The organism is Phreatobacter stygius (genome assembly GCF_005144885.1).
Classification (GTDB): domain Bacteria; phylum Pseudomonadota; class Alphaproteobacteria; order Rhizobiales; family Phreatobacteraceae; genus Phreatobacter; species Phreatobacter stygius.
Genome location: NZ_CP039690.1, coordinates 1,329,777 through 1,352,481 on the forward strand (window position 1 = coordinate 1,329,777; position 22,705 = coordinate 1,352,481).

Consider the following 22,705-nt stretch of genomic DNA (forward strand, 5'->3'; position numbering starts at 1 on the left):
AGGCCCCTGCCATATTGCTGCAGTGCGGTGTCGCTCCGGCGACATCGCGCAGCCCTCCTTGGGCGTTTCCTCCCTAGACTTGGGCCGCTCACGAAAGTGGGCGGCCTCTTTCTTTTCCAGGTCGAATTTTCGAATTATTTCAATGCTAAGCGGCAAATCTTCCGTGGCACGTCAGGGGCCTCGGTTCGGCGACCGCGCAAATTTGGCGTCACTCACCTATTGTGCAGCGCACCCTGATCAGTCGAACAGTCAGGAAAAAAGCGCTCACGGCGACACCCGCGCGATGAACCGGATTCGATCGGTAAATCGGCCAGCCATGCGCTGTGCGAATGGCTGCCTCGCTACTCCGCCGCGATGCGCCAGTCGCCGGGGCGATCGAGCGGCAGGCGCATCAGGCCGTCGGCGAGCGCCATCAGGTCGAGCCGCAGGGCTTCGAAACTGGCGCTTCGGCGATAGCTGCGCTCGTCCATGTAGATCGCGCGATTGATCTCGATCTGCACGGCATGGGTGCCGCTCTGCGGCTGGCCGTAATGTTCGGTGATGAAGCCGCCGGCATAGGGCTTGTTGCGCACGACATTGTAGCCGCGGCCGCGCAGCACGGTCTCGATGACGTCGCTCACCACAGGTGAACAGCTGGTGCCGTAGCGGTCGCCGATGACGATATCGGCACGCGGGCGGTCCTCGCGCGCCGGCGCCAGCGACGGCATGGAATGGCAATCGACCAGCAGGGCCTCGCCGAAGGCCCTGTGCGCTCCGGCGATGATTCGCCTCAGGGTGCGGTGATAGGGCTTGTAGATCGTGTCGATGCGCACCATCGCCTCTTCGATCGGCAGCCGGCGGGCATAGATCTCCTGGGCCTCGCCAACCACCCGCGGCACGGTTCCAAGTCCGCCCGCCACCCGCATCGAACGGGTATTGGCGAAGGTCGGCAGGCGTCCGTCGAACATGCGCGGATCGAGTTCGTAGGGCTCGCGGTTGACGTCGACCATCGAGCGCGGGAAATGCGCCCGGAGCAGCGGCATGCCGCGCTCGACCACGCCCTCGAACAGGGCGTCGACATCGGTATCCTCGGAGCGCCGGAGCGTCGGCAGGTCGAGCCGGACCTGCTGCAGGAAGCGCGCCGGATAGACACGGCCGGAATGCGGCGAGTTGAACACCACCGGAGCGACCAGAACATCCGGCTCGAGCGCTTCGAACGCCGGGTCGAAATCGCGGATCTGGGCGTCGCTCATCGCGGGTCCGTGGCTGGCCTCGTGGCGCTTGCGCCCCGAATGCCGTGTGCCCGGGACGTCGCGTCACAAAGCTTAGCCCATGCCGCTTCGCGATGAAAAGCCGGAACAGCCCCGTCGTCACGCAAGGGTGAGACCCGATATCGCCGATGGCCTTGCCCCCCGGCCGGTCCTGTCCGCCTGGCCGGCGCAGCCCGCGGAAGCCTGGCTCAGGGGCGGCCAGCGCCGGCCGAGACCGCCAATTGTCATAAGAATTGTCACATCAAGAGGGGTGATTCTGGCCCTGGATGACGGATTTTGCGCTGCCGCTTGCCTGTGCAAAAGCAAAGAATGCGGCGCTTAAGCATTGTATTCTTGCTTTCCCCTTCACGCCATATTTACCGTCCGGGTGTTGAGTGTTTCCGGGTGGCGAACTCCGGTTCGGCCGCATTGCATTTCCTGGCATGGCGCGAAGGACCGGACGGGCGTATGGGCAAAATTCTGCTGGCCGAAGACGACAACGACATGCGCCGGTTCCTGGTGAAAGCGCTCCACAATGCCGGTTACGACGTGGCCTCCTTCGACAACGGGCTGTCGGCTTATCACCGGCTGCGCGAGGAGCCGTTCGAACTGCTCCTGACCGACATCGTCATGCCGGAAATGGACGGCATCGAGCTGGCCCGCCGCGCCACCGAACTCGATCCGGACATCAAGGTGATGTTCATCACCGGCTTCGCTGCGGTGGCCTTGCAGCCCGACTCGCAGGCGCCGAAGGATGCCAAGATCCTGTCCAAACCCTTCCACCTGCGCGATCTCGTCAACGAGGTCGAAAAAATGCTGCAGCAGGCGGCATAATCCATCCCCAACCGGTCTTGCACCGGCCGGCGTTCCCCACTATACGGAGCGCCTCGCATTCGCGGCCCCGGCCGCAAAGGGCGCGTAGCTCAGCGGGAGAGCACTACGTTGACATCGTAGGGGTCACTGGTTCGATCCCAGTCGTGCCCACCATTTAGAACCCCGGCGAAGCCTTTGGCTCCGCCGGGGTTTTTCTTTTGGCGCCGGCGCATCAGCCTGACCTTGGCCGCGACGCAGGCCAGAGCCATGCCGACGGGCGCAGGGATCATTTGACAGTTCCGCGGCCGGCATCGACCATCGCGCCCCGTAGACGGGACAGACCCGAGGCCGCTGGCACGAGGGCAGACCGCACGGGAGCATGAGGGGACAATGCGCTATTTCAAGCTGATCGGGGCGATTTTTGCGTTTGGCGTCACGGCGGTCGCGCCGGCGGAGGCGGGGGCCACCCTCGATGCCATCCGTCAACGCGGGGTTCTGCGCTGCGGCGTCCAGGCGCCGTCCAATCCGGGTTTCGGAGTGCCGGATTCGCAAGGCAAGTGGCAAGGCTTCAACGTCGAGATCTGCCGCGCCTTCGCCGTGGCGATCCTCAACGATCCCGACAAGGTCGAATTCACGCCGGTGACCTCGCAGAGCCGCTTCCCGGCCTTGTCGTCGGGCGAGGTCGACGTGCTGTCGAGCAACACCACATGGACGCTGTCGCGCGACACCAATATCAACCGCTTCAATTTTCCGGCCGTGGTCTTCTATGACGGCAACGCCATGATGGTGCCGAAGCGGTTGAACGTGACCAGCGCTGCGCAGCTCGACGGCGCAACCGTCTGCGTCCAGCCGGGCTCGACCACCGAGCTGAACCTCTCCGACTTCTTCCGCCGCAGCAACATGAAATACACGCCGGTGGTGATCGCCGACATCGACGAGACCCGCCGCTCCTATGACAGCGGCCGCTGCGATGTTTTCGTCAGCGACTTCTCCCAGCTCGCCGCGCAGCGGAGCATCCTGGCCAAGCCGGCCGATCACCTGATCCTGCCCGAGCGGATCTCGAAGGAGCCGCTCGGACCCGCGGTCCGCCAGGGCGACGAAGAACTGACCAATATAGTCGCCTGGACGGTGTTCGGCCTGATCGAGGCGGAAGAGCTCGGCATTACCAAGGCCAATGTCGATGCGATGGCCGCCAGCACCGACCCGCGCATCCGGCGTTTTCTCGGTGTCGAAGGCAATCTCGGCGAGGCGGTCGGCACGGCGAAACTGGATTACATGCGCACCATCATTCGCCAGTTCGGCAATTATGCCGAGATCTATGATCGCCATCTCGGGCCGCAAACGCCGCTTGGCCTCGAGCGCGGGCAGAACCGGCTGTGGAACCAGGGCGGGCTGCTTTACGCACCGCCGCAGCGCTGAGCCGGGCTGGCACCGGCGGCAAGCTGATCGAGCGCTTGCCGGCCGGTTCCTCTCTATCCTCTCCGGCGGTCGGTTTGCTGATGCGTGGACGTTCGGTTCTGCATTTCGTCATCAATGACGCGAGATGGCGCGCGGTCGCTCTCCAGGCCGTGCTCGTCGTGGTCTTGCTGGCGATCGTCACCGCGGCCGTCGTCAACATGAACGACAACATGGCGCGCGGCGGCGTGCGCTTCGGTTTTGCCTGGCTCGGCCGGCCCGCAGGGGTCGCGATCGGCGAGAGCGCGATCCCCTATTCCCCCGGCGATTCCTACGGTTATGCCCTGCTCGTCGGCCTGATGAACACCCTGCGGGTCGCCGTCATCGGGTGTCTTGCCGCGACCATTATCGGCACTCTGCTCGGCATCGGCAGGTTGTCGTCGAACCCGCTCTTGAGCCGCTACGCCGGGATCACGATCGACATCTTTCGCAACACGCCGGTCGTGCTCCAACTGGTTCTGTGGCACGCGATCATCCTGTCGCTGCCGGTGGTCCGCCAGGCGCTCAACCCGCTTGAGGGTGTCTATCTGTCGCAGCGCGGCATCAATCTGCCGATGCCGGTGGCCGACGCCAGGCTGGCGCCGGCGCTGATCGGCCTCGCCATGGTTCTCATCGCCTCCGCCCTGGCCTTGCGCTGGGCACGGTGGCGCCAGGCCAGAACCGGCGAGCAGATCCGCATCTGGCCCTGGATTCTGCTGGCGGCGACCCTGGTGCCGGTGGGCCTGGCAGTCGCCAGCGGCGCGACGATCGGGATCGAGCGCCCGCAATTGCGCGGCTTCAACATCACCGGCGGCGTGGCGCTGTCGCCGGAATTCGCGGCGATCCTGATCGGATTGACCGCCTATACCTCGGCCTTCATAGCCGAGATCGTCCGCAGCGGCATTCAGGCCATTGGCCCGGGCCAATGGGACGCCGGCAAGGCGCTTGGTCTCGGCAAGGCGCAGATCATGCGGCTGATCATCGTGCCGCAGACGCTGCGCGTGATCATTCCGCCAACCACCAATCAATATCTCAGCCTGACCAAGAACAGCTCGCTCGGCGTGGTCATCGGTTATCCCGAACTGGTGTCGCTCTCCAACACGACGATCAACCAGACCGGCCAGGCGATCGAGGTCATCCTCATCATGATGGCGGTCTATCTGATCCTCAGCCTGGCGATCGCGGGCCTGATGGGCGTCCTCAACCGGCGCGTCGCGCTGGTGGAGCGCTGACATGGCGAGCCCGCAGGACATGGCCGTGGCAGGGCCCTCCGCCGGCTCGCGCGGACGGCTCCAGGTTCTGATGAAGACCTATTTCGGCACGCCGCTCAATGTCGTGATCACGCTCCTTTGTGTCGGATTGCTCGTTCTTGTCGTGCCGCCCCTGCTGCGCTGGGCGATCCTCGACGCGGTCTGGCTCGGCACTGCCAATGATTGCCGCACGGCGGCGGGCGCCTGCTGGTCTTTCATCCGCGAGAAATTCTTCTTCACGATCTTCGGCCTCTATCCCTACGAACAACGCTGGCGGCCGGCGCTGGTGCTGGTTCTCGTCGCCCTGACATTTGCTGCCGCCATGACGCCCAGGCTCTGGTCGCGCGCCACGCTTGTCGCCTGCATCCTGTCCGCCGCGGTCATGTTCGCCATCATGATCGGCGGTTTCGCCGGCCTCCCCTATGTCCCGACGCGGCAATGGGGCGGCCTCGTCGTCACCTTTTTCATCGTCATCTTCGGATTGACGTCCGGCTATCCCCTGGCGATCGCGCTGGCGCTCGGCCGCCGGTCCAAGATGCCGCTCTACCGCGTGCTGGCGACCGGCTTCATCGAGATCGTCCGCAGCGTGCCGCTGATCACCGTGCTGTTCATGTCGGCGATCATGCTGCCGCTGTTCCTGCCGAGCGATGTCAGCATTGACCGGTTGTTCCGCGTCTTCGTCGCCTACGCCATCTTCTCGGCCGCCTTCCTGGCCGAAGCCATTCGTGGCGGCCTGCAGGCGATCCCGCAGGGCCAATATGAGGCGGCCGACGCACTCGGCCTGACCTATTGGCGCAAGATGCGCCTGATCATCCTGCCGCAGGCGCTGAAGATCACCATTCCGCCCCAGGTCAACACCCTGATCGGCCTGTTCAAGGACACGACGCTGGTCGTGGTGGTCGGCATTCTCGACTTCTTCACCACCATTCGCGCCGCGCTCGGCGATCCCAACTGGCTCGGCTTTTCCAAAGAGGCCTATGTCTTCGCAGCGCTGGTCTATTTCTGCCTGTGCACGATCCTGTCGCGCTACAGCCAGTTCCTCGAGCGCAGGCTTTCGCCGGAACGGCGGCGATAGACGGCATTTCGCCCGCGTCCGGACGACGTTTGGTCATGCTGATGGCGATCCCGCGGGCGAGGCCATGGCCGGCTGGCCGGCTGACCGGCCGTCGGCCGCGCAGTCATCTCACATGCGCGACGGCCTGACAGTGCGCCGCAATGGCATCGACAAGGATCGGCACCAGGCCGGCCGCCAGATCATGGCCCATGCCTGGGATGACTTTCAACGCCGCGTCCGGGATATGCCGCGCGGTGTCGATGCCCGCCTCGACCGGCACCAGCGGATCGTCGGCACCGTGGATGACAAGTGTCGGCGCCACGATCCGCTTCAACAGTTCGACCCGGCTGCCGCCGGCCAGAACCGCGACAAACTGGCGGCCGACGCCGGCTGGATAATAGGAACGATCGACCGCCCTGCCGATCCTGACCCGCAGGTCCGCGTCGGATGTCGGAAACCCCGGGCTGCCGATGACGCGGTAGACCTTCACGCCATGGTCGATCGCCTGCTCGCGATCTTCGCTCGCCGGGCGCGGCGCCAGCAAGGCCGAGATCGCCTCGGGCTTGGCCTGAGGCAAGCCGGGAGCCCCGCTGGACGACATGATGGAGGTGAGGCTCGACACGCGGTCGGCATGTTTGGCGGCAATGATCTGCGCGATCATGCCGCCCATCGAGGCGCCGACCAGGTGAACCTGGCGAAGGCCCAGCCCATCCATCAACCCGACCGTGTCGGCGGCCATGTCGTCGAGCGTATAGGGCGCCTCGACCGGCTTGCCGGTCATCAGGCTGGCAAAGGCCGCGGCGATCGCAACCGGCTTGGCCGTCTCGATCTTCGACGACAGGCCGACGTCGCGGTTGTCGAAGCGCAGGACACGAAAGCCACGACCGGCCAGCGACCGGCAGAACTCCTCCGACCAGGCGGTCATCTGGGTTCCGAGCCCCATGACGAGCAGGATCGCCGGCGCGCCCTGGTCGCCCACTTCGTCATAAGCGAGCTCGATCTGGTTGGTCGATACGACAGGCATTGATGGCTCTCCGCTCGGCAGACAGGCTCAAGGTTTGCGGCGGCCATCATAGCCATGCTCGCTTCGATACACCTAGATCCGGAACGGCCAGGCTCCGAATGGCTTGCCGGCATGGCGCGGCCGCCGGGCCGGCGATCGGCGGCACCATGGCCGCGGCGACCTAGAGCAGCAGGCCTTTCAGCCCGTGCAGGACGACATCGATCGGCACTTTCATCAACATGACCGGAATGAAGGGCAGCACCATGCTGGCGACCAGCATGATGATGCTCTGCAGGTCGATCGGGACGATGCGGATCGATTGAGCGTTGGCGACCACCTGGTAGAGATCCGTGGTCGCCGAGAAATCCGGCGCTTCGAGCGCATCCTCGGAGACCTTGCGATCACGCTTGATCCATCGCGCCTCGAACTGCTGTCCAACCTCGCCGGCGAGCTTGCCATAGTCGAACACGCCGCGACGCGCCTGGCCGGCCAGCGTGCCGGTGAACATGACCACCGGCGCCGCCAACAGGCCAAGCACGACGACCAGCGGGCTGACTGCCGCGATCTGCTGGGCCACCGAGAAGGCCGCATTCGCCAGGATCTCATTGGCGAAGCGGCCCGCGACGATCGCGCTGGTTGCGAGTGCGACGACGGCGAAAGCGCGCAGCGAATGGCCGACGAACATCAGGCCTGCGGCGTGATCAGGGTGCGACGCCACCAGCCGCAGGTCCAGCCGCGATATCAGCCAGAGCAGACGCGTCCAGAGCGCCAGGCGCCACAGCCAGCCGATGAACAGGACGAGCAGCAGCGGCAAGCTGACCAGAGCGTGCCACCAGCCGGCGGCCGACAGACCCTCGACCGCTCCGGCCGACTTCTGCCATGACGGAATGTGCTCCGGATGCACCGAGGTCATCAGGGCCACCACCATGAGGAAGGTCAGGACCAGCGCGACCAGTTCGGCGCGCGGCGACCAGAGCAGCGACCGGGTTGACGCGATCGCCTGATCGAACTGGATCCTGTCCTGCTCGCGAACGAGGCGGGCTTCGCCGAATTGCCGGATGATGGCGCCGAGCTGCCGGGCACAGCTCACTTCGGCCAGGATCAGCAAGGGAACGGCAATGAGCGAGCGGGCGTGAAAGCCGCAATCGAGCAGCAACGCTCCGAGCCCGCCGGTTTGCGCCGTGCCCGATTGAAGCGCGACCAGCAGGAACAGCGGCACCCAGCCGACCAGCACGGCGAGCAGCGCCCGGCGCAGGACATTGGGCCGACCGGGTCGAACCAAGCCGATCCAGCTCTGCACGCGGTGCGGCGGCCCCCCTTGAAACAGCGGCGTCTCGATTGGCTCGGTCCCGGCAATCGGTTGACCCTGCCCTGCTTCAACCGTCATGGCGCATCCTCGGCGGTGCCATCCGCGATTGCCCGGCCAACCTGCCTGCACCAAGGGCGGCGACACGCGGTCCTTGCTCAACCCCCGGCTTTCGGCGCAGACGGCAGCAGGCCCACTGAACGCCGAAATGGCGCCGGCTTGGATCGGGCAATACCCCGAACCCATCGGGGGATGATCACCAGGGGCCGATCGCCGGACCGCTTGCCAACGCAGCGGCATCTCCGCTCGACCGGCGAGGTTTCGGCTCGGCGCGCAAAAAGAAGGCCGTCGTTTGGCTGGCGTCCGTTCGGCTGCGAGGAGATGCTCAGGGGGCGACACGAAGCGCCAGCGCGACGCCGCGCCCGGAGCCGCCATCATGAAACGGCGCATCGGGTCTCGCTTCGATCGGGCAATGTCCTGGCATGATCAGGGAAGACTACCGAGGCAGGTTGTGCCGCGCGCCTCAATTCGAAACGATCACACTCTAAAGGCTCGGCGGCGCCTTCGCCGCTTCGGCGGCCCGGCGGAACACCGTCTCCATCAGCCATTGCTCGTTCGGATAGCGCTCCGCCCACTCGTCCCAGCCGGAATCGCGCCGATATTGCCCGAGCAGGCCGGAGGCGACGATGGCGGCCGGGTCGGACGGCGTCGGCCTCTCACAATCCGGCGCGACATAGAGCGCATCGGCACGGCAATAGAGCTCGCACATGAAACAGGTCTGGCAATCGGCCTGCCGCGCGATGACCGGCGGGCCGGCGGCCACCGCGTCGAAGACATTGGTCGGGCAGACCGCAACGCAGGCATTGCAGGCAGTGCAGCGCTCGGCGATGACGAGCTCGATCACGCCACCAGCTCCCTGGCGTGGAGGCCCGGCCCGGGCAAAGCCTCGTCCGGCCGGATCCAGACATCATCGAAGCCACTGACCAGCAGCCGACGACCGAGCGCCGGGTTGAGCCCGGGCCGATCCTCGCGCCGGTGCATGCCGCGGCTTTCGTCGCGGGCCAACGCCGCGGTCACCGACCAGCGGGCCGTGGCGATGAGTGCGGCGGTCTCACGCGCGGCGAGTGGGTTCGTGTCATGGCCGCCGGCGTGATCGGCGATGAGGCGCCAGGCGGCATCCAGCGCCTGGCGCGACCGGATGAGGCGGTCGCCGGAACGGAACAGGTTCTTGTCATAAGGCTGCATTTCGGACCGGACCGCGGCGCGCAGCGCCGCAACATCGACGGGACCTTGCGATGCCACCGGATGCAGGCCGGCGCGGCCGAGCGGCTTCAGCCGGGCCGTCGCCGAGCCACCCGCCCGTCGCGCGAAGGCGACCGCGCCGCGCCCGGCCCAGGTGCCCGAGGACAATGCCCAGGCCGAATTGACATTGCCGCCGCCCGAGCTCGCGCCGGCCACCAGTTCGCGGCTGGCATTGTCGCCGGCGACGAACAGGCCGGGCACCGTGGTGGCGCAGTCCCGGTCCGCCACCTTGACCCCGCCAATGCCGCGGATCGTTCCGTCGGTGTGCAGCGTCACCGCAAAGCGCTGCCGGTAGGGATCGATGCCCCAGCGGTCGAACGGCAGCATGACATTGGGCGAGATGGTCGGCAGCCGCGCCTGGATATCGGCCGGCAGGCGATGCAGCGAGCAAGTGACCGGACCGGCCAACAGGGCACGCGCGATGCGTTCGGTCTGGTCCGGCCCGAACGGCGCGTCGATCTCGCGGCCGTCGGCGTCGTAATAGGTCGCGAAGGCATAAGACATGGTGCGCGTCATGGTCGAGCGCTCCGGCGCGATCGTATAGGCCGCGGTGAACTCCATGCCGGACAGCTCGGCGCCGGCCTCCGCCGCCATGAGATAGCCGTCGCCGGTATTGGTGCGCGCGCCGAGCAGATGCGACAGGAAGCTGGTGCCACCGGCGGCGAGCACCACCGCTCCCGCCCGGACGCGCCAGGGCCGGTTCGCCTGCTGGCGCTGCAACCCTTGCGCTCCCCCGATGGTGCCGTCGGGCCGCGCCAGCAATTCGAGCGCCGGGCTGTGGTCGAGCACGGTGACGCCGCGTTCTTCGATCAGGGCCCTGAGCGCGCGCATATATTCGGGGCCGCGCACCGCGCGGTAATTCACCTGGCCGCGGTCGTCGATCGGAAAGCGGTAATGCTGGCCGAGCGTCGGCAACGTCCGCCAGGTCTGGTCGAGGACGGCATACATCCAGGCGGGATCGCCGAGGCCGAAGGCGATGGCCTGGCGATTGCGGATCGCGGTCTCGCGTGCCTGCGGCGGATCCGGCGGCGCCCACCAATGACCGGGCCCGGCGGCGGCGGTGACACCGCTGGTGCCGCAATAGCCCTTGTCGACCAGTACCACAGCGGCGCCCTCGGCAGCCGCCGCAGCGGCCGCCCATGCTCCTGCCATGCCGCCACCGATCACCAGCACGTCGGCATCACGCTCGAACGTGTCCGGCGGGGCCTCGCGGTTCGGCGTCGTGGCCATGCCGGACATCCCGGTCAAACGACGACCGAGCCGTTGAACGAGGTGTCGAAGAACTGCCTGACGTCGAGCTTGCGCTGCACCAGCCCGGCCGTGGTGTAGAGGTCGGCGGTCGCCTGCTGGTCGGCGACGACCTTGTCGTCGATCCGTTCCGGCGTGCTCGGCGCCGTCTCGAAGGAGAACTTGGCGACCTCGAAGGAGACGCCGACGAGACCAGCCCAGAACCGCGCATAGTCGTCGACATGGCGGTTCGCCCAATGCCTGGCGATGGCGACCCGGCGAACGATCTCGGCCACCGCGGCGCGCTTGTCCCTGATCGCGCTGTCGAGTGCATTGAGGTAGCTGAGCCCGCTCAGGATGCCGTTCGAGCCGTCGACCACCACCCGGTAATTGTCGACGACCCGGCCCTGGGCAATGAACACGCCCCAGGTCGACCAAGCGTCGACCGCGCCCGACTCGAGCGCCGTCTTGGCTTCGGCCGGCAGCAGAAAGGCGAATTTCACCGTATTGAACGGCAGGCCATTGGCCTTCAGCGCCGACAGCACCAGGGCCTGGCCGATCGAGCCGCGGCTGGTGCCGATGGTCTTGCCTTTGAGGTCGGCGACGCTCCGGATCGGCGAACCCGGTTTGACCAGCAGGGCGGTCGCCGCGCCGGTGGTCCGATGGGCTGCGACAATCTTCGCCGGCGTGCCATTGGCGAGCGCGAAGGTGGTCGGTGCGTCGCCGGCCCAGGCGACGTCGACGGCGCCGGCATTCAAGGCTTCGAGCAGCGGCGCGGCCGCGACGAACTGGTTGATCTCGACCCGGAACGGCAGGTCGGCGAGTTGGCCGGAGGCCTTGAGCAAGGCTTCGACCCCACCCTTCTGGTCGCCGAGCCGGAGCAGCACGGCCGGCTGCGCCCGGACCAGCGCCGGCGCGGCCAGGAACGTGGCGCCGAGCGCCGCCCCGCCTGCCAGCAGCGACCGGCGCGAGGGCGCCGGCGGGCGGCCGGCCGGATCGACATCAAGGGCCCGGCTCGGCATGTCCTGCTTGCTCATGGTTCGATATCCCCCTGGCGCTTCGCGCGCCCGGCGCCTCGATCAACCGGGCTCCCGGCGCGCGTCCGGCGGCAACCGCAGAGGCCTTTGCCGGAGCGCCTGAAGTGTCCGGAGGTGATCGCCTGATGTCAATGAGAATGTTCTTTATTAAGAACGAGACAACAGGCAAATTGGCATCTCCATCGACCGGCCCCGCGAGAGGATTGTTCCCCGGAACGGGAGGCGTCGCCATCATTTCTGCACGCAGGCGCTATTTTCCGGACCACTGCAAGGAAAGACTGGTCATCTCATCAGAAAATCCGCCTCCGATCCAGGCAAAGAAACGATTGCTTCTCCCGAAGCCTGGGTGGACAGCAATGGTTGGTTCTCTGAAATCGTTCTTTAAAACGAACGTTCTTGTTGACATGGGCGGGGATGAAAGGAACCCTGAAACAACCGGACGACCTGCCTCTGGAAGGTCGAGCCGGGCGCCCAACGGGACCGCATCCAGGAGCCGTTCCGAGGCGCGGCATTCCAGCCGGCCGATCCGACCGAACACGATCGAGGTGACCATGACATTGGCGGTGACGACATCTCCGGGTGAGCGCCCATCGCTGCTGGCGGCGCTTGCGCGGTATCGCCGCTTCGCCACGCCGCTGGCGCTCGTCAGTCTCTGGCAGATCGCCTCCTCGCTCGGCTTCATCCCGACCCGCTCGGTGCCGTCGCCGGCGCTGATCCTGGTGACCTTCTGGGGCCTCATCCAGTCGGGCGAGCTGTTCGAGCATCTCTTGATCTCGCTCGGCCGCGTCTCGGCGGGCCTTGCCATCGGCGTGTCGCTCGGCACGGTCCTGGCGCTGGTCGCCGGGCTGTCGAGACAGGGCGAGGATGCGGTCGACGCCACGCTGCAAATGGTCAGGACCTTGCCACATCTGGCCCTGGTGCCGCTGTTCATCCTGTGGTTCGGCATTGGCGAGACGCCCAAGATTGCCCTGGTCGCGCTCGGCACCCTGTTCCCGATCTATCTCAACCTGTTTTCCGGCATCCGTGGCGTCGATACCAAGGTGGTCGAGGCGGTCGGCGCGCTGGGCCTGACGCGGCTGGAACTGATCCGCCACGTCATCCTGCCCGGCGCCCTGCCTTCCTTCCTGGTCGGCCTGCGCTATTCGCTCGGCGTCGGCTGGCTCAGCCTGGTCGTCGGCGAGCAGATCAATGCCACCAGCGGCATCGGCTATCTCGCCATGTCGGCCCGCGACTTCCTGCGCACCGACATCATCTTCGTCGCCCTCATCGTCTACGCCATGCTCGGTCTCGCGACCGACCAGATCGTCCGTTCCGTCGAGCGGGCGGTGCTCGTCTGGCGCCCCAGCTTCGTCAAGGAATGACCGCGATGACAATTCACGTCGACCCCGACCATGTCGATCCCGCTCACCTCGATCTGGCTCACACCGCCGCCGAACCCGTGGTGCGCGTCTCCGGCCTCGTCCGCTCCTTCGGCGGCCCGAACATTCTCGACGGCCTCGATCTCGAGATAGCGGCCGGCTCGTTCGTCGCCCTGCTCGGCCGCTCCGGCTCCGGCAAGTCGACGCTGCTGCGCACGCTCGCGGGGCTCGACGAAGCGCCGGCCGGCACGGTCGAGGTGCCGGATGAGCGCGCCGTGGTATTCCAGGAGCCGCGCCTGGTTCCCTGGAAGCGGGTCTGGCGCAATGTCGCCCTTGGCCTGCGCGTGCCGAACATCCGGGACCGGGCGCTGGCAGCCCTGGCCGAGGTTGGTCTGTCGCACCGCACCGAGGCCTGGCCGCTGACCTTGTCGGGCGGCGAGGCGCAACGCACGGCGCTCGCCCGCGCACTGGTCCGCGAGCCGAAACTGCTGCTGCTCGACGAACCCTTCGCCTCCCTCGATGCGCTGACGCGGCTGCGCATGCAGGGCCTCGTCGCGTCGTTGTGGCGAGCCCATGCGCCAGCGGTGCTGCTGGTCACCCATGACGTCGACGAGGCGCTGCTGCTCGCCGATCGCGCGGTGATCCTGGACGAAGGGCGGATCGCCGCCGACATCCCGATCCGTCTCTCCCGCCCGCGCCGCCACGGTGACCCGGCCTTCATTGCCCTGCGCTCGCGCCTGCTCGCCGAACTGGGGGTCGACGAGACCGGGATCGGCTCCGCCGATGTCGAGGTTCCGGACACCACCCGTCGCCCGGCGGGCGTCGGGGAACCGGCCCAACCTCATCCGGCGCCCGCCCGGTCGGCGTCGATCCACGCGCCGATCCATTGACCGGATCGCCTACCCCGTCCGGAGCAACGACCATGTCGCATGGATCCGCCAAGACCCCGCCCGCCCGGCCGGCCTCGCTCGACCGCCGGCATGTCCTCGGCCTTGCCGCATCCGGCCTTGCGGCATCGGCATTGGCCGGCCTTGGGACAGCCGCCGACGCGCAAGCAACGGCGACGCCAGCCGTCGACCTGACCGGGGTGACGCTCCGGCTCGCCGACTACAAGGGCGGCGACAGCCTGGTGCTGAAGGCCGCCGGCCGCGACCGTACGCCCTACAGGATCGCGCTTGCCGAATTCGCCTCCGGCAATCTGATCGTCGAAGCGATCAATGCCGGCGCTATCGATCTCGGCAGCATGAGCGAAACGCCACCGGTGTTCGGCGCCGCCGCCGGCGCGCGCATCTCTGTTGTCGCGGTCATCAAGGACGACGTGAACTGGCAGGTCGTGCTGGTGCCCAAGGGCAGTTCGATCCAGTCGGTCGCCGAGCTGAAAGGCAAGCGTGTCGGTTACGTCCGCGCCACCACCACGCATTATTATCTCGCCAAGATGCTGGCCAAGGTCGGGCTGTCCTTTTCCGACATCACGCCGGTGGCGCTGACGCCTGCCGAAGGCCAGTCGGCCTTCGTCCAGGGCTCGCTCGATGCCTGGGCGATCTACGGCTACAACGTGCCTTTCGCGATCAATGACGGCGCCCGCGTCCTGATCACCTCGAGCGGCTATCTCTCGGGCAATTCCCTCTATGCCGCCAACCCGGCGACGCTGCAGGACGCGAGGCACACAGCCGCGATCGCCGATCTGTTCCACCGCCTCCGACAGGCCTATGTCTGGCGCGAGGCCAATCTCGAACGCTGGGCCGAGATCCGTTCGCGGGCGATCGGCGTGCCCACGGCGGTCGACTACGAAATCCTGACCAAGGCCTCGCGCCGGCGCGATCTCTTCCCCGTCACCGATGCCGACATTGCCTCGGCGCAGAACGTCGCGGACGTGTTCCGCGACCTGAAGGTGCTGCCACGGCCGATCGATGTCGCGCCGCTGTTCGACCGGCGCTTCAACGACGGCCTCGCGCGCGCCCTGTCGTGAGCCTGGCGCTGCCTCCGAGGTTACCGATCCCATCGCCGGAATTTGAACCGAACAGGAGCAGGCCGTGAACCAGATCGTCCAGAAACCGAAACAATATTCCCTGGTCGAGCGCGCACCGGCGGCGACCTTCGAGGACGAGCGGCTGCACCGCAAGCAGCGCCTCGCCGCGACCTTCCGGCTGTTCGCCCGTTATGGCTTCGACCAGGGGCTTGCCGGCCATGTCACGGTGCGCGATCCGGAGTTTCCCGATCGCTTCTGGATCAATCCGCTGGCTGCCTTTTTCGGCCAGATCAAGGTGTCCGACCTGCAACTGGTCGACCATGACGGCCAGATCCTGATCGGCAACCGGCCGATCAACCAGGCCGGCTTCGTCATCCATTCGGCGATCCATGCCGCCCACCCGGATGTCGTGGCGGCCGCCCACACCCATTCGACCTATGGCAAGGCCTGGTCGTCGCTCGGCCGGCTGCTCGATCCGCTCACCCAGGATTCCTGCGCCTTCTATGAAGACCACGCCCTGTTCGATCCGTTCTCCGGCGTCGTGCTGCAAGACGGCGAAGGCAAGAAGATCGCCGAAGCGATCGGCTCGAAAAAAGCGGTCATCCTGCAGAACCACGGCTTCCTGACCGTCGGTCCGACCATCGAGGCCGCGGCCTGGTGGTTCATCGCTGCCGACAATGCGGCACGCACCCAATTGCTCGCGGAAGCCGCCGGCGAACCGAAGCTGATTTCCGACGATATCGCCAGGCTGACCGCCTCGCAGGTCGGCACCCATAAGGGCGGCTATTTTTCATTCCAGCCCTTGTGGGACTGGATCGTCGCCGCCGAACCGGACCTGCTCGGCTGATGAACGCCGGCGCGCCCTTCCCGATCCCCTCGGAGTGACATCCATGAAACGTCTTCTTGCCGGCCTTGCCATCGCGCTCGGCCTCATCGGCCCGGCACGCGCCGACATCACCTTGCGGGTCGGCGACCAGATCGCCGGCGTCCGCTCGATCTTGGAGGCCGCCAATGCCTTGGAGGGCCTGCCCTACAAGATCGAATGGTCGCAGTTTCCCGCCGCCGCTCCCCTGCTCGAGGCCCTGAATGCCGGTGCGCTGGATGTCGGCTTCACCGGCGACATCCCCTTCCTGTTCGTCTACGCCGCCGGCGCGCCGATCCGGGTGATCGGCGCCTCCCGCTCGCTGCCGGCGGCCAATGCCGTGCTGGTGCCGAAGACCTCGCCGGCGCGCAACTTCGCCGATCTCAGGGGCAAGCGGATTGCCGTCAATCGCGGCGGCAACGGCCATTTCCAGGCGCTCGGCCTGCTCGAACAGGCCGGGCTCAAACCGAGTGATGTCACGCTGGTCTTTCTCGGACCGACCGACGCCCGTTCGGCCTTCGTCACCGGCGCGGTCGACGCCTGGATCATCTGGGAGCCCTATGTCTCGATCTCCTCGATCGAGGACGGCGCGCGGGTCGTGGCCGACGCAACGGCTGTGTTTCCGAGCAAGACCTTCGTTCATGCCCATCTGAATGCCATCCGCGACAAGCGCGCGGCGCTGCAGGACTTCAACGACCGTGTCGCCCGCGCCAAGCTCTGGGCGCTCGCCAATCCCGGCACCATTGCCCGGATCAGCGCCGGCCTGACCCGCATTCCCGAAGCGACGGTGCTGCGCTCGCTCGAAACCAAACGCGAGACGCCGATCGCCATTGACGATGCCGTGGTGCGCGAAACCCAGGGCGAGGCCGATCTGTTCACCCGCCACGGCGTGTTGCCTGCCAGGATCGACGTGACGGCCGCTTTCGACCGGAGCTTCACGAACCGCCTCGGTGCGGGAAACTGAGGTCTCGCGCCACGCTAAGCCCGGCCCGTCGCCGGCTTGACCGCAGCCGTGCCGGCGACCAGGCGTGCAGTCGAGGTGGCGCGTGCCAGCACCCGGTCGTCCGGCCCGAACAGGCGCGCCTCCAGGAAGGCGATGCTGCCGCCGAGCTGCACCACCTGTCCCTCGCCGATGATCGGGCCGGGTTTGGCGGGCGCCAGGAAACTGACGGTCATGTCGATGGTTGCGGTATAGCGCTCGCCGCCGGTCATGATCCAGGCAGCCGGCCCCATGCAATCGTCCAGCATCGCGGCCAGGAAGCCGCCCTGGACGGTGCCGGCCGGGTTGAGGAATTCGCGTTTGCCGTCGAAGCCGATCCTGACCCAGCCCTTGGCTCGGTCACAGGCCAGCAGGCGCCAGCCAAGCAGGGCGGCGGACGGCGAATGCGGGATGGCGGGGAGATCGGTCACGGTGGCTCCGGATTGCCTTGGAGCCGACAAGCCTAGAGACTGGCTCCTGACAGCATTGCGTCAGGAGAGACGGCATGCGCCGCGCCGATCGGCTGATCGACCTGTTGTCGCATTTCCGCGGCAAGACGCTCGTCACCGCGGACGCGCTCGCCGAACGGCTGGAGGTCTCGGTCCGCACCGTCTACCGCGATATCGCGACGCTGCAGGCGCAGGGTTTCCCGATCGACGGCCAGGCCGGCGTCGGCTATGTGCTGCGCGGCCCGGTCGACCTGCCGCCGCTGACCTTCGATCACGACCAGCTGGAGGCCCTGGCGCTCGGCCTCGCCTATGTCGTCGAGGTCGGCGATCCCGCCTTGGCGGCCGCGGCGGCGGCGGCGCGTGCCAAGATCGACAGCGCCTGGACCGGGCAGCCGAGCCCTGGCGTCGCCGGACGGCCGCTGCGTGCCCGGCAACGGCCTGATCGGCGCGCGCCCACCTTTGCCGCCGGCTTGCGCGCGGCATTGCGGGCGCGACGCCTGGTCGCGTTCGACTATGTCGATGCCGAGGCGCGGCAAAGCCGGCGGACAGTGCGGCCGCTGGCGCTGACCGCCTTCTCGGACGGCTGGATGCTGATCGCCTGGTGCGAACTGCGCACCGACTTTCGCACCTTCCGGCTCGACCGCATGAGGGAGCCGAGGATCTCGGCGGCGACCTTTGCCGACGAGCCCGGGCGGGATCTCGCAAGCTACCTGGCCGCGCGGCGGCCGGCCTGAGCGATCGCGCGTCACGGCCGGTGCCGCTCGACTGCGGCCGCGCCGGCGTTTGCGGCATGGGCGGGCCGCTCGGCGGCCTGTCGCTCGGCTCTATCAGGCTGTGCTACAGATCGGCCGCGCACCCGAAGCGCCGAAGGCAACAGTGCTGTTGAAAGAAGACATCAATGTCCCGGACCATCACCTGCATCGAAGACCTGCGCCTGATCGCCAAGCGGCGGGTGCCGCGGATGTTCTACGACTATGCCGACTCGGGCGCCTGGACGGAGAGCACCTATCGCGCCAACGAGGCTGATTTCGGCCGCATCAAGCTGCGCCAGCGGGTCGCCGTCGACATGAGCAACCGGACGCTCGAGAGCACCATGGTGGGCCAGAAGGTCGCCATGCCCGTGGCGATCGCCCCGACGGGACTGACCGGCATGCAGCATGCCGATGGCGAGATCCTTGCCGCCCGCGCCGCCGAGAAGGCCGGCATTCCCTTCACTCTGTCGACCATGAGCATCTGCTCGATCGAGGATGTCGCCGAGAACACCTCCAGCCCGTTCTGGTTCCAGCTCTACGTCATGCGCGACCGCGACTTCATCAACCGGCTGATCGACCGCGCCAAGGCGGCGCAATGCTCGGCGCTGGTGCTCACCCTGGACCTGCAGATCCTTGGCCAGCGCCACAAGGACATCCGGAACGGGTTGAGCGCCCCGCCCAAGCCGACGCTTGCCAATCTGATCAATCTCGCCACCAAGCCGCGCTGGTGCCTCGGCATGCTCGGCACCAAGCGCCGCACCTTCCGCAACATTGCCGGTCACGCCAAGGGCGTCGAGGACATGAGCTCGCTGTCGGCCTGGACCGCCGAACAGTTCGACCCGACGCTGAGCTGGGACGACGTCAAGTGGATCAAGGACCGCTGGGGCGGCAAGCTGATCCTGAAAGGCATTCTCGATCCGGAGGACGCGGAAATGGCGGCCCGGAGCGGCGCCGACGCCCTGGTTGTCTCCAACCACGGCGGTCGGCAGCTCGACGGTGCCCTGTCGTCGATCGCTGCCCTGCCGGCGATCGTCCAGACCGTCGGCGATCGGATCGAAGTGCTGATGGATGGCGGCATCCGTTCGGGCCAGGACGTCATCAAGGCGCTGGCGCTCGGCGCCAAGGGCGTCTTCATTGGCCGCGCCTTCCTCTATGGGCTCGGCGCTATGGGCGAACAAGGCGTCACTCTGTGCCTCGACATCATCCGCAAGGAGCTCGACACCACCATGGCGTTGTGCGGGCTGCGCGACGTCAAGACGGTCGACCGCAACATCCTGGTCACGCCGGGCGCCAGCTCCAACATGGCCGTCTGATCCGTCCGCAGCCGTCGCGGGCGAGACACCGGGCCTTGTGCCAGGGTCCCGCCGCCATGCCGCTCGCGGCGTGCTGCGTTTCCGGACAAAGAGGAAGATCTTGTCGCCACGGCGCCCTGCGAGCCATGGCTGGATATGATTGCGTTCTCCCGGCAGCCATTCACGACAATAAATTTCCAATTCGCGCATTCTTTTAAAAGAACAATTCGGTTGACATAACGACCGAGCGCTATCATTTTGAACTCACTGCCCAGCGCCTGACGTTGGACGGTCGCGGGATTTGATGGAGCAGCTTGCACCGCGTCACCAAGGGCTAAAGCGCCACGAAGCGAATTCGTGGGCTCCCGTTTTGGAGAGTTTGCGATGAGTTTCGGGACTTGGCCTTCGGGCGCTTCCTCCCAGACTGGACACTGCCACCGGATGTCGTCGGTGATGGGCTCGTGTCGACGCTCTTAAGCGTCTGATCACCCCTCCCTCGATCTCCCCTCCAAGAGGCACCGGCGACGCCCGGTGGCAGATTTTTTCATGTCCGACACCATCATCATCGAACTCGACGACGAACCCATTGGCCTTGGTCAGCGGACCCGCGGCGGCTTGCGCTTCTTCGCCTCCGCCCGATCGGTCCAGTCGCTCGACCATCAGGTGTTTCGTTCGATCCACGGCATCGAGCGCGCCGCCCGCGACCTGATCGCGGCCACCCGGCGGCGCGCCGCCTGATCGACCTTGGCTCACCCCAGCGACATCTGCGGCTTCGGCCGCAGCAGCGTCGCCTTTCGAACGAAGACATTGCATCATGAAACGCAGAACATTCCTCCTGTCCGCCGCCGCGACCGCGTTGAGCGCCGCTGCCGGCACCGGGCTTGCCGCACAAGGGTCCCAAGTGCTGCGGGTCGGCGTCTCGGCCGGGCCTTACGGCGACATCCTGCGCGAAGCGGCCAAGCTTGCCGAAGCCGAAGGCCTGAAGGTCGAGATCATCGAATTCACCGACTGGAACCTGCCGAATGCCGCGCTGCAGGCCGGCGATATCGATCTCAACAATTTCCAGCACCGGCCTTATCTCGACGCACAGATCAAGGCGCGCGGCTACAAGATCGTGGCGCTCGATCCCTCGATCGTCGTTCCCGCCGGCATCTATTCGTCCAAGTTCCCCTCCATCGCCGCCATCCCGAACGGCGCCCGCATCGCCATTCCGAACGACCCGTCAAATGCCGCCCGCGCGCTGTTCCTGTTCCAGGAGGTCGGCCTGATCACGCTGAAGCCCGGCGCCGGCGCCCAGGCCAGCGTGCTGGATGTCGTCGAGAACCCGCGCAAGATCACCTTTGTCGAACTCGACGCGGCGCAGCTCGCCCGTTCGCTCGCCGACGTCGCGGCGGCCTTCGTCACCAACAACTATGCCTTCCTGGCCGGGCTCGACCAGAAGACGGCGCTGAAGCTCGAAGGCGTCGACAGCCAGTGGACCCTGGTCTTCGCCGCCCGCGAAGATCGCAAGGACGACCCGCGCATCCAGCGCTACATCGCGCTCTATCGCTCGGCGCAGGTGAAGGCATTCGTGCAGGCGAAATTCGCCGGCACGATCCTGCCGACCTGGTGAGGGCCGCCGAGATGAACGCCGTCACCCAGTTCAAGGATCCGGTCGCCGTCGCCGCGGCCGCCGAGCCGGCCATTCGCTTCGAGGCCGTCTCCAAGGTCTATTCCGCACGCAACGGCGATCCCGCCGTCACCGCGCTCGACGCCGTGACGCTGTCGGTCGCGCCAGGCTCGATCGCCGGCATTATCGGCCGGTCCGGCGCCGGCAAGTCGACCTTGCTCCGGGTCATCAACGGCCTGGAGCGGCCGAGCTCCGGTTCGGTCTTCGTCGACAATGTCGATGTCGCGGCGCTCGACGCGACCGACCTGCGCACCCTGCGCCGGCGCATCGGCATGATCTTCCAGCACTTCAATCTGCTGTCCTCGCGCACCGTGTTCGACAACATCGCGCTGCCGCTCGAGCTTGCCGGCACGCCGAAGGCGACCATCAAGGCCCGCGTCGACAATCTGATCGAGCTCGTCGGCCTCGCCGACAAGCGCGGCCGCTATCCAGCCGAACTGTCGGGCGGCCAGAAGCAGCGGGTCGGCATCGCCCGGGCGCTCGCCACCGAACCGAAAGTACTCCTGTCGGACGAGGCGACCTCGGCGCTCGACCCGGAAACCACCCGGTCGATCCTCGCGCTGCTGCGCCGGGTCAACGAACTGACCGGCGTGACCATCGTGCTGATCACCCATGAGATGCAGGTGATCAAGGAGATCTGCGACCAGGTCGCGGTGATCGAGGCCGGCCGCATCATCGAAGAAGGCCCGGTCTATCAGGTCTTCGCCGGCCCCCGGACCGACACGACCCGGACCTTCGTCTCCTCCGTCACCGGCGGCGAACTGCCGCGCGACATCACCGAGCGGCTGACCGCCAGCCGGGATGGCGCCCGCCACGCAGTGCTGCGCATCGTCTTTACCGGCGAGAACGCCACGGCACCGATCCTGTCGCGGCTGTCGCGCTCGCTCGACATCGACGTCAACGTGCTGTCCGGCCAGGTCGACGAGATCGGCCAACGGCCGTTCGGCAACCTCCTGGTGACCATCCCGGCAAACCAGGAAACGGTCGGCGCCGTCACCGGTCTGATCCATGCTCACGGGCTCAAGGCGGAGGTGCTCGGTTATGTCGCCTGAAATCATCAACCTGATCGTCGCGGCCACCGGCCAGACGCTCTACATGGTCGCTGCCGCCGCGGTCATCGGCACTTTGCTCGGCCTGCCGCTCGGCCTGTTCCTGGCCACCAGCGGCAAGGGTGAGCTGTTCGAATTCGTCTCGGCCAACCGCGTGCTCGGCATCGTCGTCAACGCCACCCGCTCGACGCCCTTCATCATCCTGGTGGTGGCGATCATCCCGTTCACCCGGCTGATCGCCGGCACCTCGATCGGCACCACCGCGGCGATCGTGCCGCTGACGGTCGCCGCCACCCCGTTCATCGCGCGGATCATCGAGGCGGCGATCCGCGAGGTCGACCAGGGCCTGGTCGAGGCCTCCAAGGCCATGGGCGCGACCTCGCTGCAGATCGTTCTCAAGGTGCTGCTGCCCGAAGCCCTGCCGGCCATCGCGCTCGGCCTGACGCTGACCGTGGTCAGCCTCATCGGCTACTCCGCCATGGTCGGCGCGGTCGGCGCCGGCGGCCTCGGCGATCTCGGCATCCGCTTCGGCTACCAGCGCTTCATGCCCGACGTCATGGCGGCCGTGGTGGTGGTTCTGATCGTGCTGGTCCAGGCGGTCCAGACCATTGGCGAAGCCATTGCCCGCAAGGTCAACAAGCGCATCCGCCGCGCCTGAGCGGCGCCCTCAA

General features: G+C 66.9%; 22 protein-coding genes and 1 tRNA gene. 16 read left to right on the forward strand and 7 right to left on the reverse strand.

Annotated features, from left to right (window positions below; genetic code table 11):
* Nucleotides 1–341 precede the first annotated feature (341 nt).
* On the reverse strand, nucleotides 342–1,232 hold the full coding sequence (locus E8M01_RS06100) for an N-formylglutamate amidohydrolase (RefSeq protein WP_136959311.1): 891 nt from the start codon (nucleotides 1,230–1,232) through the stop codon (nucleotides 342–344).
* Between the two features lie 465 nt (nucleotides 1,233–1,697).
* Between E8M01_RS06100 and cpdR the strand changes: the two genes are divergently transcribed.
* From cpdR to E8M01_RS06125, 5 genes are all read left to right on the forward strand, one after another.
* A complete protein-coding gene (gene cpdR / locus E8M01_RS06105; protein ID WP_136964470.1) occupies nucleotides 1,698–2,063 on the forward strand; it encodes a cell cycle two-component system response regulator CpdR in 366 nt (121 codons plus the stop codon).
* Nucleotides 2,064–2,141: 78 nt separating this feature from the next.
* A tRNA-Val gene (locus E8M01_RS06110) sits at nucleotides 2,142–2,216 on the forward strand.
* A 216-nt stretch (nucleotides 2,217–2,432) separates the two neighbouring features.
* A complete protein-coding gene (locus E8M01_RS06115; RefSeq protein ID WP_136959312.1) occupies nucleotides 2,433–3,461 on the forward strand; it encodes an amino acid ABC transporter substrate-binding protein in 1,029 nt (342 codons plus the stop codon).
* Entirely contained in the window at nucleotides 3,419–4,708 is a 1,290-nt protein-coding gene (locus E8M01_RS06120) for an amino acid ABC transporter permease (RefSeq protein WP_215908859.1), read from the forward strand. Before E8M01_RS06115 ends, E8M01_RS06120 begins: the two co-directional genes overlap by 43 nt.
* A gap of 1 nt (nucleotide 4,709) precedes the next feature.
* The gene (locus tag E8M01_RS06125) at nucleotides 4,710–5,801 is read left to right on the forward strand and encodes an amino acid ABC transporter permease (protein ID WP_136959313.1); all 1,092 of its coding nucleotides are present in this window, start codon (nucleotides 4,710–4,712) and stop codon (nucleotides 5,799–5,801) included.
* Nucleotides 5,802–5,904: 103 nt separating this feature from the next.
* Here the strand turns inward: E8M01_RS06125 and E8M01_RS06130 are convergent, their stop codons facing one another.
* The 5 genes from E8M01_RS06130 to E8M01_RS06150 form a co-directional block, all read right to left on the reverse strand.
* Nucleotides 5,905–6,804 (reverse strand): alpha/beta fold hydrolase, encoded by a 900-nt coding sequence (locus tag E8M01_RS06130; protein ID WP_136959314.1) that lies wholly within the window; start codon nucleotides 6,802–6,804, stop codon nucleotides 5,905–5,907.
* Between the two features lie 160 nt (nucleotides 6,805–6,964).
* Nucleotides 6,965–8,539 carry a hypothetical protein gene (locus E8M01_RS06135; RefSeq protein WP_136959315.1) on the reverse strand — a complete coding sequence of 525 codons (1,575 nt, stop codon included), beginning with the start codon at nucleotides 8,537–8,539 and terminating at the stop codon, nucleotides 6,965–6,967.
* 94 nt (nucleotides 8,540–8,633) lie between these two features.
* Nucleotides 8,634–8,993 (reverse strand): 4Fe-4S dicluster domain-containing protein, encoded by a 360-nt coding sequence (locus E8M01_RS06140; RefSeq protein ID WP_136959316.1) that lies wholly within the window; start codon nucleotides 8,991–8,993, stop codon nucleotides 8,634–8,636.
* Nucleotides 8,990–10,621 carry an FAD-dependent oxidoreductase gene (locus E8M01_RS06145; RefSeq protein WP_136959317.1) on the reverse strand — a complete coding sequence of 544 codons (1,632 nt, stop codon included), beginning with the start codon at nucleotides 10,619–10,621 and terminating at the stop codon, nucleotides 8,990–8,992. The genes E8M01_RS06140 and E8M01_RS06145 overlap by 4 nt, the downstream gene beginning before the upstream one ends.
* Nucleotides 10,622–10,635: 14 nt before the next feature.
* Nucleotides 10,636–11,655, reverse strand: a complete 1,020-nt coding sequence (locus E8M01_RS06150) for an ABC transporter substrate-binding protein (RefSeq protein ID WP_136959318.1) — start codon at nucleotides 11,653–11,655, stop codon at nucleotides 10,636–10,638.
* Between the two features lie 551 nt (nucleotides 11,656–12,206).
* Between E8M01_RS06150 and E8M01_RS06155 the strand changes: the two genes are divergently transcribed.
* From E8M01_RS06155 to E8M01_RS06175, 5 genes are all read left to right on the forward strand, one after another.
* Entirely contained in the window at nucleotides 12,207–13,016 is an 810-nt protein-coding gene (locus tag E8M01_RS06155; protein ID WP_136959319.1) for an ABC transporter permease subunit, read from the forward strand.
* 5 nt (nucleotides 13,017–13,021) lie between these two features.
* Complete coding sequence (locus E8M01_RS06160) at nucleotides 13,022–13,903, forward strand: ABC transporter ATP-binding protein (protein WP_136959320.1); 882 nt, start codon at nucleotides 13,022–13,024, stop codon at nucleotides 13,901–13,903.
* A gap of 32 nt (nucleotides 13,904–13,935) precedes the next feature.
* On the forward strand, nucleotides 13,936–14,982 hold the full coding sequence (locus E8M01_RS06165; RefSeq protein WP_136959321.1) for an ABC transporter substrate-binding protein: 1,047 nt from the start codon (nucleotides 13,936–13,938) through the stop codon (nucleotides 14,980–14,982).
* Between the two features lie 64 nt (nucleotides 14,983–15,046).
* The gene (locus E8M01_RS06170) at nucleotides 15,047–15,829 is read left to right on the forward strand and encodes a class II aldolase/adducin family protein (RefSeq protein ID WP_136959322.1); all 783 of its coding nucleotides are present in this window, start codon (nucleotides 15,047–15,049) and stop codon (nucleotides 15,827–15,829) included.
* Nucleotides 15,830–15,872: 43 nt separating this feature from the next.
* On the forward strand, nucleotides 15,873–16,808 hold the full coding sequence (locus E8M01_RS06175) for an ABC transporter substrate-binding protein (RefSeq protein WP_136959323.1): 936 nt from the start codon (nucleotides 15,873–15,875) through the stop codon (nucleotides 16,806–16,808).
* Nucleotides 16,809–16,822: 14 nt separating this feature from the next.
* Here E8M01_RS06175 and E8M01_RS06180 read toward each other — a convergent pair whose 3' ends face one another.
* Entirely contained in the window at nucleotides 16,823–17,254 is a 432-nt protein-coding gene (locus E8M01_RS06180; protein WP_136959324.1) for a PaaI family thioesterase, read from the reverse strand.
* A 74-nt stretch (nucleotides 17,255–17,328) separates the two neighbouring features.
* On the opposite strand from E8M01_RS06180, the gene E8M01_RS06185 reads away from it, so the two are divergent.
* From E8M01_RS06185 to E8M01_RS06210, 6 genes are all read left to right on the forward strand, one after another.
* On the forward strand, nucleotides 17,329–18,006 hold the full coding sequence (locus E8M01_RS06185) for a helix-turn-helix transcriptional regulator (protein ID WP_136959325.1): 678 nt from the start codon (nucleotides 17,329–17,331) through the stop codon (nucleotides 18,004–18,006).
* Nucleotides 18,007–18,170: 164 nt separating this feature from the next.
* Entirely contained in the window at nucleotides 18,171–19,337 is a 1,167-nt protein-coding gene (locus E8M01_RS06190; protein WP_136959326.1) for an alpha-hydroxy acid oxidase, read from the forward strand.
* A gap of 525 nt (nucleotides 19,338–19,862) precedes the next feature.
* Nucleotides 19,863–20,054 carry a hypothetical protein gene (locus E8M01_RS06195; RefSeq protein ID WP_136959327.1) on the forward strand — a complete coding sequence of 64 codons (192 nt, stop codon included), beginning with the start codon at nucleotides 19,863–19,865 and terminating at the stop codon, nucleotides 20,052–20,054.
* Between the two features lie 76 nt (nucleotides 20,055–20,130).
* Nucleotides 20,131–20,928, forward strand: a complete 798-nt coding sequence (locus E8M01_RS06200) for a MetQ/NlpA family ABC transporter substrate-binding protein (RefSeq protein ID WP_136959328.1) — start codon at nucleotides 20,131–20,133, stop codon at nucleotides 20,926–20,928.
* Between the two features lie 11 nt (nucleotides 20,929–20,939).
* Nucleotides 20,940–22,037, forward strand: coding sequence for a methionine ABC transporter ATP-binding protein (locus E8M01_RS06205; protein WP_136959329.1), 1,098 nt, complete (start codon nucleotides 20,940–20,942; stop codon nucleotides 22,035–22,037).
* Nucleotides 22,027–22,692 carry a methionine ABC transporter permease gene (locus E8M01_RS06210; protein WP_136959330.1) on the forward strand — a complete coding sequence of 222 codons (666 nt, stop codon included), beginning with the start codon at nucleotides 22,027–22,029 and terminating at the stop codon, nucleotides 22,690–22,692. Before E8M01_RS06205 ends, E8M01_RS06210 begins: the two co-directional genes overlap by 11 nt.
* Nucleotides 22,693–22,705: the final 13 nt, after the last annotated feature.